Source organism: Lactobacillus agrestimuris (assembly GCF_943193025.1).
Taxonomy (GTDB): Bacteria; Bacillota; Bacilli; order Lactobacillales; family Lactobacillaceae; genus Lactobacillus; species Lactobacillus agrestimuris.
Genome location: NZ_CALPCQ010000007.1, coordinates 21,229 through 36,073 on the forward strand (window position 1 = coordinate 21,229; position 14,845 = coordinate 36,073).

A 14,845-nucleotide genomic window follows, 5' to 3' on the forward strand; every position below is an offset into this window, starting at 1 on the left:
GACAAGAAATGAGAAAAGAAGTTATATCGGCAAAAGATGTTAAATTAAGTTATGGAAATTTTGAAGCCTTACATGGTATTAACCTTAATTTTCGAGAAAAAGAATTAACTGCTTTAATTGGACCATCAGGTTGTGGTAAATCGACTTTCTTACGTTGTCTTAACCGAATGAACGATGACATCGAAAATACTACTATTACGGGAGAGATTCTTTTCGATGGTCAAGATATCTACAGTCCTAAGATGGATTTGGTTGAGTTGCGTAAAGATGTCGGTATGGTGTTCCAGCAACCGACTCCGTTTCCGTTTTCAGTTTATAATAATATTGCATACGGTTTACGACTTGCTGGTGTTAAAGACAAAGACTTAATTGATCAAAGAGTTGAGGAAAGTCTTAAGCAAGCTGCAATTTGGAATGATGTGAAGGATAACTTGGATCGTAATGCTCAGGCCTTTTCAGGTGGTCAACAGCAGCGTATTTGTATTGCTAGAGCGTTAGCTGTTAGACCAAAAGTGGTTTTGTTAGATGAACCAACTAGTGCGCTTGATCCAATTTCAAGTTCAGAAATTGAAGAAACTTTGCTGGAATTAAAACAAAGCTATACTTTTATCATGGTTACGCACAATTTACAACAAGCAAGTAGAATTTCTGATCGCACTGCCTTCTTTATGAATGGTGATTTGATTGAAGCTGGTCCTACAGAGCAAATGTTCATTGCACCAGATAAGCAGATAACTAGTGACTACCTAAATGGACGATTTGGTTAGAATTTGAGGTAAAAAATGCACGAAATATTTTTAGATGAATTAAAGAAACTCAATACCCAATTTATGGAAATGGGTGTATTTGTAAATGATGAAATTGATCATACTACAAGAGCCTTTGTTGATCATGATAAAAAGATCGCCCAAGCAATTGCTGATGATGAAGAGAAGATTCCTCAAGAATCATTAGACATTCAAAAGAAGGCCTTAAAGTTGATGGCTCTACAACAACCGGTGGCAACAGATTTCCGTGTTGTGATTAGTATCTTGAAAGCTACAACCGACCTTGAAAGAATTGGTGAAAATGCGATGAGTATTGCGTTTGAAACTATTCGTGTAAAGGGAAATCCTAGAATTCCAGAAGTCGAAGAAATTATTTCTCGTATGACTCATAATGTACGTCACATGCTTATTCAAGTTTTGACTGCTTATGTTCAAGATGATGAAAAGATGGCTAGAGAAGTTGCGTCAAAAGATTCTGTAATTGATCAAGATTACGTTAAGGCAAGACACTTAATTATTGATGGAATTGAAAATGATCCAAGTGCTGCTGTAGCTTCATCAAGTTACTTCGTGGTTACTAGATTGCTTGAAAGAATTGGGGATCACATTGTTAATATTGCAATGTGGGTAATCTACAAGACAACGGGAGAACTTAATGAATTAAGTAATCCAACAGAATCAGAAACAATATAGTAAAATTTATCGATTTAAAATAAAGCGAATTTTAGTAAATTCACTTTATTTTTTATTGTATTGTTTTAGAAGAAGTCTTCGAAGTTTAAAGCATGTCGTCATCAATTAACTTATGAAGCAAAAAGAAAATTCAAAAATGATTTTACTTTTCATGTTTAACTATGTATAATAAATAAATGTAAATTCTACCTAAGACTCGGGTGGCATGACGCCTTAATTTCCCGCCGAGGCCAGAAGATAATGAAGAGTATAAACGCTCCATGTCTTTCGGCATGGAGTTTTTTTAGGCCAAATAGAATTTATCAAAGTAATTATGGAGGTGAATTCGATTGAGTAAAGCTGCTATTGCTGAAAAAGAAAAGCTTGTTGATGCATTTGCAGAAGAACTTAAGGCTGCTAAGGCTGTTTTAGTTATTAACTACTTAGGTTTAACTGTTGATGAAGTTACTAACATGCGTAAGGAACTTCGCGATAACGATGTTAAGATGAAGGTTATCAAGAACACTTACTTAAGACGTGCTGCTGCTAAGGCTGGCATCGAAGGTCTTGATGATACTTTTGTAGGTCCTACTGCTGTTGTTTACACTGACAACGCTGATGACATTACCGAACCAGCTCGTATTATTTCTAAGTACGAAAATGATTTCGACGTTATTGAAATCAAGGGTGGTGTTCTTGAAGGTAAGATTACCACAAAGGAAGAAATCAAGGAACTCGCTTCCATCCCAGGACGCGAAGGCTTGCTTTCAATGCTTGTTTCTGTATTGCAAGCTCCTATCCGCGACTTTGCATACGCTGTTAAGGCTGTTGCTGAATCAAAAGATGAAGAATCAGCTGAATAATTTATTATTAATATCTAAATTCTAATTTTCGGAGGATACATAAATGGCTTTAGATACTGAAAAGATTATTGAAGAATTAAAAGGTGCTTCAATTCTTGAATTAAACGACCTTGTAAAGGCTATTGAAGATGAATTTGACGTTACTGCTGCTGCTCCAGTTGCTGCTGCAGGTGCTGCAGACGCAGGTGCTGCTAAGTCAGAATTCGATGTTGAATTGACTGAAGCAGGTCAAGAAAAGGTTAAGGTAATTAAGGTTATCCGTGACATCACTGGTCTTGGCCTTAAGGACTCAAAGGACCTTGTTGATGGTGCACCTAAGAACGTTAAGGAAGGCGTTTCAGAAGACGAAGCTAACGACATCAAGGCTAAGCTTGAAGAAGTTGGTGCTACTGTAACCCTTAAATAATTGCTGCCCAACTGGGCAATAATTACAGAAAATAGATCTCTGTTCTTTGCAGAGGTCTATTTTTTTGCTTAAAATAGAAGTATGGATACAAAAACAAAAATAATTATAGAAAAGAATTTATATAAGTGGATAATGGCAATTCTAGCAATCATTTCAATTGTATTGATTGTTTTAGATTTTGCCGCAGTAATTAACATTAATGGTCATCATTCATATGGATTTTGGCTAAATAATGGAATTTTAATTATCTTTGCAATTGATTATTTTGTACGTCTATATAGGGCAAAAGATAAGAAAGCATATTTTAAAGATAATATTTATGACTTACTAGCAATTATTCCAGTGGGGATTTTTGATGATTGGATGCAATTGAGTCAGTTGGGTAATATTGTTTTATATTTTAGATTGCTTCGATTAATCCGACTTGCCGGTTTAATAGGAAAATTACGGAAAATCCTTCATACTAACGGTATACTGTATATGGTATATTTCAGTATTGCATTTATCATGCTAGGTTCTGTCGCAATTTCAATTACAGAGCATATTTCACTTGATCAAGCATTCTGGTGGGCGATAACGACTGCCAGTACGGTAGGTTATGGCGATATTTCAACTAAAACCATTTCTCCAACAAGTTTAATGGGAAAATTTGTAATTTTAGTCATGATCTTGGTGGGAGTCGGAATCATGGGTATGGTTTCCAGTTCTTTGACGACGTATTTCATGAAGAAAAATTCTAAAATTAACATAGATGATAATCATGCTAACTTTAAGTTGATTCTTGAAAAGTTGGAAAATTTAGAAAAGCAAAACCAAAATTTAGTTGATGAAAATAAAAAAATGCAAGAACAAATCGAAGAATTACGAATGTCGCAAAATTCAACTGAGTGGAAGAAGTTCAGGACTTGGCTTTCTAGAAAAAAGAGTGAGGAAAAAAATGAACAATAAAGATAATCAAATGTATTTTGCAGAAAATCCAAATACGGCTCACGATGAAAGAATTGTTGACTATCATATTGATGGAATTGATTTAAAGTTCAATACAGATGCTGGGGTTTTTTCTAAGCTTCGAGTAGATTACGGTTCAGGTGTCTTAATTAAGTCAATGAAAGATATTGATTTTCCAAAAGAAAATATCCTGGATGTTGGAACCGGTTATGGGCCAATCGGATTATTTGCGGCTAAGTTTTGGCCAGATCAAGTTGTGGATATGATTGATGTGAATGAACGAGGTTTAGATCTGGCAAAAAGAAATGCACAACTTAACCACATTAATAATGTGAATATCTATGCTTCAGATGTTTATTCACAAGTGGATAAGAGATACGGGCTTATTTTAACTAATCCGCCAATTAGAGCAGGTAAAAAAATAGTTTCAACAATTTTAGCGGAGGCAAAGGAGCATCTTGTTAAGGCTGGAGTTTTATTAGTGGTAATTCAGAAAAAACAAGGCGAGCCAAGTGCTAGAAAGCTAATGGAGGCTACCTTTGGTAATTGTGAGATTGTTACTCGTGATAAGGGTTACTATATCCTCAAGGCTATTAATAACTAAAGGATGAATATGTTTACTCAAGAAGAAAAAGATAAGTATATGAACCTAGCCATTGAACAAGCGAGGATTGCTGAAAAGCAAGATGAGGTACCAATTGGTGCGATAGTCATAGATCCAGAAGGTAATGTGGTTGGTCGAGGATATAATCGCCGAGAACTTGATCAAGATGCAACTCAACACGCAGAAATAATTGCGATTCGAGAGGCTTGTGATCAGATTGGTTATTGGCGTCTAGTCGATTGCAGTATTTTTATTACATTAGAACCATGCCCAATGTGTGCAGGCGCCATTATTAATTCTAGAATAAAAAATGTTTTCTTTGGGGCATATGATCCTAAGGCAGGTGCATCTGGCAGTGTAATCGACTTATTCGCTGTGGAAAAGTTTAATCATCATCCCGAAGTTGAAGGCGGAGTGAAGGAAAATGAAACTAGCCAAATGCTCACGCAATTTTTTAGAGCAATTCGGGCGAAGAAGAAAGCTGAAAAATTAGCAATGAAAAATAAATCTGAAGAATAATTAGCGAATATGTAGAAAAATTTTCAAAAATAAGTTATCATACTTATTGGGCAATGTTTGACCTCTGAATTGTGTCAGGACTGGAAGGTAGCAGCACTAAGGTCGTTCAGGCATGTGCCCTTTATTTAGATTATTAACAAACTCTTAGCTCTTTTAAAGAGGTAAGAGTTTTTTACTAAGGAAAGGAAATCCATGGCTTATCAAGCATTATATCGAAAATGGCGCCCGCGCACTTTTGATAGTGTAATTGGACAAGAGGCAATAACCGAAACATTAAAAAATGCGATTGAGCGTGGAACGATTTCACATGCTTTCCTTTTTGCAGGTCCGAGAGGAACAGGGAAAACTTCCTGTGCCAAGATTTTTGCGAAAGCATTAAATTGTACTAACTTGCAAAATGGTGAACCATGTAATGAATGCGAAAATTGTGTCGCTGCCGATAATGGTTCAATGCCAGATATTATGGAAATCGATGCGGCATCAAACAATGGTGTTGATGAAATTCGTGATATTCGTGATAAAGTAAAGTATGCACCAACTCAAGGTAAGTACAAGGTATATATCATTGACGAGGTCCATATGCTTTCCATGGGGGCTTTTAACGCACTTCTTAAGACTCTGGAAGAACCTCCAGAGCATGTTGTATTCATTTTAGCAACAACAGAATTGCAAAAAGTTCCTGCTACGATTATTTCTAGAACTCAAAGATATAATTTCAAGCGGATTTCGAAAGCTGATCTAGAAAAAAGAATGAAATATATTCTTGAACAAGAACACATTTCATATGAGGACAAAGCGCTGGCTGTCATTGCCCAAGTTGCGGATGGTGGGATGCGTGATGCATTAAGTATTTTGGATCAATTGCTCAGTTATGAAGCCGATAAGATCAATTATAATGATGCACTTCAAATTACTGGATTTGCTGCTAAAGAAAAAATTGAACAGATTTTGTTGGCGCTTCTTAATCAAGATACAACGGATGCTTTGACTCAAACTCGTTCGGCTTTGGCTGATGGTGCAAGTGCGAAGAATATTTTAGATGAGTTGATTGACATGGCGACGAATTCGTTAATTATCAATAAGGCTAACAATCAGGAAAATAATAGTAATTTCTTAACAAAAGATTTTGCGGAAAAAATTAAAGATATTCCTAGTGAGAGATATTTTAGTTTAATCAATTTGGCTAATAATGCACTTAATGATTTGCGCTATACTAATCAGCAACAAATTCCACTTGAAGTATTTTTAGTTGCTGCAAGTCAGGAAAATTCAGGAGTTAATACTAATTCAGCTGAAACAAAACCCGAACCAATTATGGGTGATAATACTGGCTTATCAGCTGAATTAGCGGCCTTGAAGAAGCAAGTAGTTGATTTAACTGAGCAGCTTACGGCTTTATCTAAATCTGGTGTGAAAACTGGAAGTCGATCTACGGTTGAATTCAAGATGGACACTAGACGCAAAGACGAAAAGAAGACTGAGTCTAAGGCCCAAGAAAGTAAAAAGCGTCCTGCTAAAAATAAAATTAATAATGAACAAAATAAAAAACGGGTATATCATGTCCTTGAAAATGCAACTAGAGAGGATTTAAATACTGTTAAGGATATCTGGCCCGATTTGCATTCAGTACTAGAAGTATCAGAAAAAGCTTTACTTGATGTTCTTGAACCGGTTGCGGCAAGTCATGATCAAATCGTTATGAAATGCAAGTATGCTCTATGGTTTGAGAAGGCTAGTTCAGACAGTGACTTGCTAGATAAATTAACAGGTTATATTGAACGATTTACAAAGCATTCTTATGGTATTGTATTAGTACCCGATAATGATTGGTTAGCAGTTAGAAGTGAATTTGTTCAAAGTCATAAGGAAGAACTATTAGCTAAGAAAAATAAGGCTAATGTGGTTATTCAAAATGAAAATGAACAAGATAAACAGACTGAAAATCCAGAGATTATCAATAAGGCCAAAGATCTTTTTGGCGATGTAGTGAATATTAAGGATTAAATAAAGGAGATCATAATTATGAGTAAAAGAGGTTTCGGCGGTTTAGGCGGAATGAATATGCAACAAATGATGAAGCAAGCAAAGAAGCTTCAAGAGCAAATGGCACAAGAACAAGAAAACATTACGGCTCAAGAGTTTACTGCTGCTTCAGCTGATAACTTAGTTGTTGCTACCTTTACTGGTGATCGTAAGTTAAAGGACTTGAAGATTAATAAGGATGCAATCGATCCAGATGATCCAGATATGCTTCAAGATTTAATTATTGACGCGGTTAACAAAGGCATTTCATCAATTGATGAAGCAACACAAGCAAGTTTAGGTAAGTACACGAAAGGCTTGATGTAATTGCAATATCCATTACCGATTGCTCGTTTAATTGAATCATATATGAGATTGCCAGGAATTGGTGAAAAAACTGCTACAAGATTAGCATTTTATACTTTAGATATGCCTGATCAGGATGTACAAGATTTTGCTAAATCTTTAGCAGATGTAAAAAATAATCTTAAACAATGTTCAATTTGCGGAAATATTACTGAAAAGGATCCCTGTGAGATTTGTTCTAATCCTAATCGTGATCAGACAACGATTATGGTAGTTGAGCAACCAAAAGATGTTATGGCTTTTGAAGAAATGGGAGAATATGATGGTTTGTATCATGTTCTTCATGGTGTTTTGTCTCCAATGGACGGAATTGGACCTGAAGAAGTTAACATCAAATCATTGATTACTCGTCTTCAAAAGCAAGATCAGGTCAAAGAAGTAATCTTGGCACTTAACTCAACCCCAGAGGGTGAATCAACCGCGATGTACATTAGCAAGTTGATTAAGCCAGCAGGAATAAAAGTTACTCGCTTAGCTGCAGGACTTGCCGTTGGTAGTGATATTGAATATGCAAATTCAATTACTTTGAAAAGAGCAGTACAAGGAAGAACGGCTTTATAATGGCAAAAAAGATTGATAAAGTTAAGGCAGATGGCGATCAAAGATTGGTTGATTTGATTGAAAAGCTTCAAAATGAACTTTCTTTTCAACAAGATATTGATCAAACAACTTTAGATATGTCAGATGATAATGTTGTCGCAAATAAAATTTTGAAGGCAAAGTATAGTTTTTTATACAATGAAGCTCGCCACAGAAACACAAGATTTAGTGGTGTCTCAAGTGCAATAACTCAATAAGAACGGCCCTGATATAGGGCTTTTTCTTTTGGAAAATTTTTAGGACTGTAAAAGTGATAAAAACTTCTGTAAAATAGAGACTGGAGGTTTTTATGAGAGGTTTTTTTATTAGTTTTGAAGGTCCAGATGGTGCTGGTAAGAGTACTGCCTTGGCAGAAATTTTAAAGCAAATTGGTCCAGAGCTGAAAACACAATATGTAGTGACAAGAGAACCAGGTGGTTCTAAGATCGCTGAAGAAATTAGAAAAATTATTTTAGATCCAAAAAATGGCGAAATGGATGATCGAACAGAAGCACTTTTATATGCAGCCGCTAGAAGTCAACATGTGGCAGAACATGTATTACCGGAACTTCAAAAAGGTAAGCTAGTGATTTCCGATCGCTATGTGGATAGTTCTCTCGCTTATCAGGGGGTAGGACGTAATCTTGGAATTGAAGAAGTTAAGCAAATCAATGACTTTGCGACTCATGGCTTGCAACCTGATTTGACATTATTTTTTGATTTAAGCCCTGAAATAGGCTTAAGTAGAATAAAGAAATTACGTCCAGATCAAGAGGATCGTTTAGAACAAGAAAAATTAGCCTTCCATGAAAAAGTCTATGCAGGTTATAAAGAAATAAATAAAATGTACTCAAACAGAATTGTTGAAATTGATGCAAGTCAGACAATTGATAAAGTTGTTGCAGATGGCATTTCAGCAATTAAAAGTCGATTGCCAGAACTTTTTTAAAGGATGATTAGATGAAATTAATTATTGCCATTGTTCAAAAAGAAGATTCAAATAAACTTCAAGAAACCTTTGTTGAAAATGATATTCGTGCAACTAAATTAGCTACAACTGGAAGTTTTTTAGGGGATGGGAATACAACTTTTTTGATTGGTACAGAAGATGAAAAGGTTGATTCTATTCTAGAAATAATTAAGGAAAAATCCCAAGTAAGAGAAAGTTTAGTTCAACCTAATTTACTGGCAACAGGGTTAGAGATGAATCAAATGGTTAAAGTTACAGTCGGAGGAGCAACATGTTTTGTCGTTCCTGTAGATGATTTTAAGCGCTTTTAAAAATGATTGATATTAATAATATCAGCCGTAAACAGGCTGATTTTTTAGCAAATGCATATAATAAAAATCAATTAGCTCATAGCTACTTGTTCGTTGATAATGATGAAACTAGAGCCTTAAACACAGCTTACTGGCTAGCCTGCTTATTCAACTGTACCGGTGAAAACAAACCTGACGGAACTTGTATTAATTGCCAGCAGATCTTGTCAGGAAATCATCCTGATGTTTTATTGGTTAAGCCGGAGGGCAGGCAAACTTTAGGAATCGATCAGATTAGACCACTAAAAGAAGAGTTAGCAAAAAGTCCTGTTGAAAGCACAAGAAGATTTTTCTTAATTAAGGATGCGCAAAAATTAACTTTGCCAGCTGCTAATGCTTTACTTAACTTGCTTGAAGAACCAGTGGCACCAGTAGTTTCAATCTTAATTACTAATAATGTTGATCAAATTTTACCGACGATTCGTTCAAGAACTCAAATTATCAAGTTTAATGAAAATGAAAAAAGAGACGATCGTCAATCAGTTCTAATTGAAAATGGTTTTTCAGTTGAAGAGCTTGAAGAACTAGATGACACTAAGAAGGTTGATCAAGAAATAAAATACTTTTATCAAGAATTGCTTGAAAGAAATGATTTGGCCTTGGTAAGCGCACATAAGCTGGTTGATTTAGCTAACACAACAGTTTTGCAAAATTATGTTTTACTGATGTTAAAATTATATGCCCAAAAGGATCTAGAAAGTTCAATGAACCAAAGGGCCGGTGCACGTATGCTAGAATATTTAATAGAAATTGATAAAATGAAATTTAGCAATGTTAATTTTCGCAGTTTATTAGATTATCTTGCTTTAAAATGGAGAAGGTAGGTGTGCTAAAAGATGGATCCATATTCAAAATTACAAGAATTGCATAATTCTATGGAAAAAATGACCAAGACTATCGCAAGTTTGGAAAATGATATTCTTGACACCTTAAAGGAAAATACTGAATTAAAAGTAGAAAACCAACTCTTGAGAGAAAAACTTGAAAAGATGACCAAAAAAGGTGAACCTGTTGCGAAAACGCAAAGTGGTTTGGAATCTCTTAGACAAATTTATACATCAGGTTATCATATTTGTAATATGTATTATGGTTCACATCGTGATCCTAGTTCGGACTGTATGTTTTGTTTAGACATTTTAGATAATTTTGGTGAGAAAAAGAAACGATAGAGGAAAAAGATGAAGCGACAAAGCAGTTATAAAGACGATGGTGGTAAGCTTTATTTAGTGCCAACTCCAATTGGTAATCTTGAGGATATTACAATTAGAGCAAAGAATATACTGACGGATGCTGATTATATTGCTGCTGAAGATACTCGAACTAGTGGCATTTTACTTGAAAAGATCGGCGTTCATAATAGAATGATTTCTTTTCATAAGTATAATTCTAAGCAAAAAGCACCCGAATTAATTGAATTAATGAAAAAGGGTGCGGTTATTGCAGAAATTAGCGATGCAGGGATGCCAGTAATTTCTGACCCTGGCTTTATTTTGGTGGAAGAATGCATTAAAAATGATATTCCAGTTATTCCACTTCCAGGTCCATCAGCCTTTACAACTGCATTGATTGCTTCAGGTTTTGACGCTCAGCCGTTTACATATTACGGCTTTTTGCCACGTAAGGCTTCAGAGCAGATTCCCTATTTTGAACAAATGAATAAATTTCGTGGTACGTCAATTTTTTATGAATCTCCTCACCGTTTATCAAAGACTTTAGATAATCTGGCCAAAGTGCTTGCACCTGATCGTCAAATTTGTGCAGCACGTGAGTTAACTAAGATTCACGAAGAATTTATTCGCGGAAGTATTGAAGAAGTTAACGCCTACTTTAAAGAAAACGATCCGCGTGGAGAATTTGTAGTGCTAGTATCACCAAATACTGCGGAAGAGAAGCAGTTTTCTTTTGATGAATTGATTAAATTAGTTAATGATTTAGTAGATCAGGGAAAGAGCAAAAAAGATGCAATTAAGCAGGTAGCTAAAGCACATAATGTTTCCAAGAATGAACTTTATGATGCATATCATCAATAAAAAGGTTAAAAATGCAATATAGAGAAAAACATCAAATAGAGTTTAGTGAATGTGATGAAAATGCCCATTTGAAATTACCTTCAATGGTTGATTTGATGATGCAAGTTTCTGAACATCAATTAGAAGAAGGTAACGCCGGAACTAAGGACTTACTGGCAAAAGGAATGGGCTGGGTTGTTACTCAATATCATTTTGAAATTAAAAATTTACCGGGGCCAACTGATAACGTTGTACTAACTACTGAAGCAAGCGGATATAATAAATTTTTTGAATATCGTGATTTTGGTATTGAGGATGAAAATGGTAATGAATTGGTAAGTGTTAAGAGTCAGTGGGTTTTATTTGATATTAAGAATCGAAAAATGTTACCGGCTGATGAAGAAATGATGAAGTCATTCAATGTGCCTCTTCTTAAAAAGATGCCACGTTTTCCACGTTTACGACCACAAGACGAATATCAAACCAAACGGCAATATCGGGTACGTTACGATGATTTAGATACTAATCATCATTTAACTAATAGTCACTATTTTAACTGGTTCATTGACATGCTAGGTCGCGATTTTTTGAAAAGCCATCTTGTTTCAGAAATTGATATCAAATTTGATCAAGAGCTTCATTATGGTGAAGTACCATATTCATGTTTAACTCTAGTAGAAAAAGATGACCTCACGACAAGTTATCATGTTATTGTCGATGAGGACAATAATGAAAGAACTGTTTGTGAGCTAAAATGGCGTAAAATATAAAAAGATATGATTTAATAAAAAGCATGACAATTTGAGTCGTGCTTTTTGAATGCGAGAGGAGGACTGGGGATGAATTTAAATACGAAACGAATTCGTGGACAAGAATTACGTAAACTAGTCTTGTTAGGCTTAGTTATCGCTATTAAAATTATTTTATCGCAATTTTCTTTTGGTCCAGCTTTTGTTAAAGTTGGCCTGGGATTTATCGGTAGTGTAATGTTAGGTTACCTATTTGGCCCGATTTGGGGTGCAGTTGGCGGTGGAATTAGTGATTTAGTTTCTTCAGCCATCTTTGGTAATCAAGGTGGATTCTTTATTGGATTTACTCTAACTGCTATGGTCGGACCATTAATCTATGGTTTGCTTTTCTATAGGAAACCAATCAAGATCTGGCGAATTATTGCGGCAACTATTTTAGTAACAGTGATTGTTAACATTCTTTTGAATACTTTATGGATTGCAATTTTATATCATATGGACTTTAACATTCTTTTACTTCAAAGAATTCCAAAAGAAGCAATTGTGCCATGGATTCAAATGATTATCACCTATTTTGTATTACAGGCCCTTTCTCGTGTTAAAATAAGAGCTGATTTTAAGTAAAAAGGAACAATAATCTAAATGAAAATTTTAAGTGTTTCAACAGCTACAAGTAATTTAAGTGTAGCTCTCAACAATGATCAAGAAATAATTGTTGAAAAAAATGAAGAAGACAAACGAAATCATAGTGAACATCTTGATCCAATGATCAATGAAATTTTAAAAGAAAATAATTTGAACTTGAAGGATATAGATCGCTTTGCAGTCGCAATCGGTCCTGGTTCATATACAGGTTTAAGAATCGGAATTACCACTATTAAAATGTTTGCCAGCATTTTAAACAAGAGCGTTGTTGGTATTTCAACTTTGGAAGCTATGGCTAAGGCAATTAATGATGATAGTAAATTGATTGTTTCAACAATTGATGCCAGAAACGATAATTACTTTGCTGGGGGTTATGTTTTAAAGAATAATCAATTAGAAAATATTATTCCTGATGGGCACTATCATATTGATAAGTTGCTTATTCAAATTGAAGAAGCAATCAAAAATAATGATTTGTCTGGCGTAGTTTTTGTTGGTCAAGGAATTGAAAAGCAAGCCGATGTAATTGAAAAAGCAAACATTAAGTTCGAATTTGCTGAAGGTGATCAAAATAAGGTTCATGCAGGATTAATTGGACAACTTGCAGTGAATGCAGAAGAAGTTGATCCTGATGCTTTGTTACCGCGCTATTTGCGTCGAACTCAAGCTGAAGTAGATTGGCATAAGAAGACTGGTAAGGAATTTGAGCCAGAAAGTAATTATGTTGAAGAGGTTTAATAAATTCCTTCATCCAACTGAACATAAAGTTAATAAGATTGATTTTACTCCATTTGTGATGAGGGTTGACGATAAAGTCTTACAAGTTATGCGAGCTACTAATAATGATATTCCTGGTTTATTGTTATTGGAAAAAGAAGTTTACTCTGGCAAAACTCCATGGAGTGAAGGGGCTTTTGAATCAGAATTGAGTAAGACAGAAAACTCATTATATTTAGTTGTATACTATGAATCTGAATTAATTGCAATGATTGGTGCCCGCTTTTTTAACCGGGAAACACATATTACCAATATTGCGGTAGCACTTGAGTTTCAAGGGAAACATATTGGAACAGACTTATTAGAACTAGTTATTGAACGTGCAAAAGCCAATAAGCATGAATGTGTCAGTTTAGAAGTTAATATTGAGAATGAGCAGGCTAAGAGGTTATATCGTCATTTAGGCTTTAAGGATATGTTTATTCGAAAAAATTATTATCAAGATACTAATACTGATGCGATTAATATGGTTCTATGGCTTAATAAAAACAAAAAATAATTAAAGAAAGAAGTTTATGCTGTGAGCGAGAAAAAAGACGTTAGAATTTTAGCTTATGAAAGTTCTTGTGATGAAACTTCAACAGCTGTAATTAAAAATGGTACAGATATCGAAAGTTTAATTATTGCGACACAAATTAAGAGTCATCAACGTTTCGGCGGGGTGGTACCAGAGGTTGCTAGTCGTCACCATATTGAAGTCATTAGCCAAATCACTAAAGAAGCTTTGGAAGAAGCAAATGTAACTTGGGATGATATTGATGCAATTGCTGTAACTAAGGGACCAGGTCTTGTTGGTGCACTTTTAATCGGAGTTAGCGCCGCAAAAGCTGCTTCTATGGCAACTGGTATTCCACTTATTGGAGTTGATCATATCATGGGACATATTATGGCGGCTCAATTAAAGGATACAATTGAATATCCTGCATTGGCTTTGCAAGTTTCAGGTGGACATACTGAGATTGTTCTAATGAAGGATCCTGTTCACTTTGAAATTGTTGGCGATACTCGTGATGATGCCGCTGGTGAAGCGTATGACAAGATTGGTCGTGTGCTTGGAGTAAACTATCCAGCAGGTAAGACAATTGATGCATGGGCACATGAAGGAAAGGATACTTTTAACTTCCCACGAGCAATGATGGAAGATGATGATTATGATTTTTCATTCTCTGGACTTAAGAGTGCCTTTATCAATACTTGTCACCATGCTGACCAGATTCATGAAAAGTTAAACAAGTATGATTTGGCAGCAAGTTTTCAAGCCGCTGTAGTTGATGTTTTGGCTCATAAAACTATCCGTGCAATTAAAGAATATCAGCCTAAGACATTCATTATGGGTGGTGGAGTTGCTGCTAATAAGGGCCTTCGCGAAAGAATGAGTGCCGAAATCGAAAAATTACTCAAGGATATTAAACCAAAGGTAATTTTGCCTGAACTTAAGTTGTGTGGAGATAATGCTGCGATGATTGGTGCCGCTGCATATAATTTATATAAAGATGGTCAATTTGCTGATATGACGCTTAATGCTGATCCATCACTTGAATTGCCATATACTGAAAGCATGTTAAAATAGCAAAGAAGATGCTTTTTGATTACCACTAT

At 35.2% G+C, this 14,845-nt stretch carries 21 protein-coding genes, 1 other RNA gene and 1 other annotated feature; all 22 genes read left to right on the forward strand.

All coding sequences use genetic code 11. The annotated features are described in order from the left end of the window. Nucleotides 1-8 precede the first annotated feature (8 nt). The 22 genes from pstB (at nt 9) to tsaD (ending at nt 14,816) form a co-directional block, all read left to right on the forward strand. Complete coding sequence (pstB, locus tag NFR82_RS03180; RefSeq protein ID WP_251716747.1) at nt 9-767, forward strand: phosphate ABC transporter ATP-binding protein PstB; 759 nt, start codon at nt 9-11, stop codon at nt 765-767. Nucleotides 768-782: 15 nt separating this feature from the next. Then, nucleotides 783-1,460 (forward strand): phosphate signaling complex protein PhoU, encoded by a 678-nt coding sequence (gene phoU, locus NFR82_RS03185; protein WP_251716749.1) that lies wholly within the window; start codon nt 783-785, stop codon nt 1,458-1,460. Between the two features lie 170 nt (nt 1,461-1,630). Next, nucleotides 1,631-1,754, forward strand: a sequence feature (ribosomal protein L10 leader region). A gap of 35 nt (nt 1,755-1,789) precedes the next feature. Then, the gene (gene rplJ, locus NFR82_RS03190) at nt 1,790-2,302 is read left to right on the forward strand and encodes a 50S ribosomal protein L10 (protein ID WP_251716750.1); all 513 of its coding nucleotides are present in this window, start codon (nt 1,790-1,792) and stop codon (nt 2,300-2,302) included. A 43-nt stretch (nt 2,303-2,345) separates the two neighbouring features. Further along, nucleotides 2,346-2,708 (forward strand): 50S ribosomal protein L7/L12, encoded by a 363-nt coding sequence (gene rplL, locus NFR82_RS03195; protein ID WP_251716752.1) that lies wholly within the window; start codon nt 2,346-2,348, stop codon nt 2,706-2,708. An 81-nt stretch (nt 2,709-2,789) separates the two neighbouring features. Then, the gene (locus NFR82_RS03200) at nt 2,790-3,656 is read left to right on the forward strand and encodes an ion transporter (protein ID WP_338146992.1); all 867 of its coding nucleotides are present in this window, start codon (nt 2,790-2,792) and stop codon (nt 3,654-3,656) included. Then, on the forward strand, nt 3,646-4,260 hold the full coding sequence (locus NFR82_RS03205) for a class I SAM-dependent methyltransferase (protein WP_251716755.1): 615 nt from the start codon (nt 3,646-3,648) through the stop codon (nt 4,258-4,260). The genes NFR82_RS03200 and NFR82_RS03205 overlap by 11 nt, the downstream gene beginning before the upstream one ends. A gap of 9 nt (nt 4,261-4,269) precedes the next feature. Then, nucleotides 4,270-4,779, forward strand: coding sequence for a tRNA adenosine(34) deaminase TadA (gene tadA / locus NFR82_RS03210; RefSeq protein WP_251716757.1), 510 nt, complete (start codon nt 4,270-4,272; stop codon nt 4,777-4,779). Between the two features lie 42 nt (nt 4,780-4,821). Then, an RNA gene (gene ffs / locus NFR82_RS03215) (signal recognition particle sRNA small type) lies at nt 4,822-4,908 on the forward strand. A 63-nt stretch (nt 4,909-4,971) separates the two neighbouring features. Continuing rightward, nucleotides 4,972-6,783, forward strand: coding sequence for a DNA polymerase III subunit gamma/tau (gene dnaX, locus NFR82_RS03220; RefSeq protein WP_251716759.1), 1,812 nt, complete (start codon nt 4,972-4,974; stop codon nt 6,781-6,783). An 18-nt stretch (nt 6,784-6,801) separates the two neighbouring features. Continuing rightward, nucleotides 6,802-7,128, forward strand: coding sequence for a YbaB/EbfC family nucleoid-associated protein (locus tag NFR82_RS03225; RefSeq protein ID WP_251716760.1), 327 nt, complete (start codon nt 6,802-6,804; stop codon nt 7,126-7,128). Beyond that, the gene (gene recR / locus NFR82_RS03230) at nt 7,129-7,728 is read left to right on the forward strand and encodes a recombination mediator RecR (RefSeq protein WP_251716762.1); all 600 of its coding nucleotides are present in this window, start codon (nt 7,129-7,131) and stop codon (nt 7,726-7,728) included. Beyond that, on the forward strand, nt 7,728-7,964 hold the full coding sequence (locus NFR82_RS03235) for a YaaL family protein (RefSeq protein WP_251716764.1): 237 nt from the start codon (nt 7,728-7,730) through the stop codon (nt 7,962-7,964). Before recR ends, NFR82_RS03235 begins: the two co-directional genes overlap by 1 nt. A gap of 92 nt (nt 7,965-8,056) precedes the next feature. Continuing rightward, nucleotides 8,057-8,695 (forward strand): dTMP kinase, encoded by a 639-nt coding sequence (gene tmk / locus NFR82_RS03240; RefSeq protein ID WP_251716766.1) that lies wholly within the window; start codon nt 8,057-8,059, stop codon nt 8,693-8,695. Nucleotides 8,696-8,706: 11 nt separating this feature from the next. Beyond that, nucleotides 8,707-9,027: a cyclic-di-AMP receptor gene (locus tag NFR82_RS03245; RefSeq protein ID WP_251716768.1), complete on the forward strand. Its 321-nt coding sequence runs from the start codon at nt 8,707-8,709 to the stop codon at nt 9,025-9,027. A 2-nt stretch (nt 9,028-9,029) separates the two neighbouring features. Continuing rightward, nucleotides 9,030-9,890 (forward strand): DNA polymerase III subunit delta, encoded by an 861-nt coding sequence (locus NFR82_RS03250; RefSeq protein ID WP_251716770.1) that lies wholly within the window; start codon nt 9,030-9,032, stop codon nt 9,888-9,890. 12 nt (nt 9,891-9,902) lie between these two features. Further along, nucleotides 9,903-10,235 (forward strand): DNA replication initiation control protein YabA, encoded by a 333-nt coding sequence (yabA, locus tag NFR82_RS03255; protein WP_251716771.1) that lies wholly within the window; start codon nt 9,903-9,905, stop codon nt 10,233-10,235. A gap of 9 nt (nt 10,236-10,244) precedes the next feature. Beyond that, nucleotides 10,245-11,096, forward strand: coding sequence for a 16S rRNA (cytidine(1402)-2'-O)-methyltransferase (gene rsmI, locus NFR82_RS03260; protein ID WP_251716773.1), 852 nt, complete (start codon nt 10,245-10,247; stop codon nt 11,094-11,096). An 11-nt stretch (nt 11,097-11,107) separates the two neighbouring features. Next, a complete protein-coding gene (locus NFR82_RS03265; RefSeq protein ID WP_251716775.1) occupies nt 11,108-11,845 on the forward strand; it encodes an acyl-[acyl-carrier-protein] thioesterase in 738 nt (245 codons plus the stop codon). A gap of 69 nt (nt 11,846-11,914) precedes the next feature. Next, on the forward strand, nt 11,915-12,448 hold the full coding sequence (locus NFR82_RS03270; protein ID WP_251716777.1) for a folate family ECF transporter S component: 534 nt from the start codon (nt 11,915-11,917) through the stop codon (nt 12,446-12,448). An 18-nt stretch (nt 12,449-12,466) separates the two neighbouring features. Further along, nucleotides 12,467-13,207 carry a tRNA (adenosine(37)-N6)-threonylcarbamoyltransferase complex dimerization subunit type 1 TsaB gene (gene tsaB / locus NFR82_RS03275; RefSeq protein ID WP_251716779.1) on the forward strand — a complete coding sequence of 247 codons (741 nt, stop codon included), beginning with the start codon at nt 12,467-12,469 and terminating at the stop codon, nt 13,205-13,207. After that, nucleotides 13,191-13,745: a ribosomal protein S18-alanine N-acetyltransferase gene (rimI, locus tag NFR82_RS03280; RefSeq protein WP_251716781.1), complete on the forward strand. Its 555-nt coding sequence runs from the start codon at nt 13,191-13,193 to the stop codon at nt 13,743-13,745. Before tsaB ends, rimI begins: the two co-directional genes overlap by 17 nt. A gap of 21 nt (nt 13,746-13,766) precedes the next feature. Then, nucleotides 13,767-14,816 carry a tRNA (adenosine(37)-N6)-threonylcarbamoyltransferase complex transferase subunit TsaD gene (gene tsaD / locus NFR82_RS03285; protein ID WP_251716783.1) on the forward strand — a complete coding sequence of 350 codons (1,050 nt, stop codon included), beginning with the start codon at nt 13,767-13,769 and terminating at the stop codon, nt 14,814-14,816. Nucleotides 14,817-14,845: the final 29 nt, after the last annotated feature.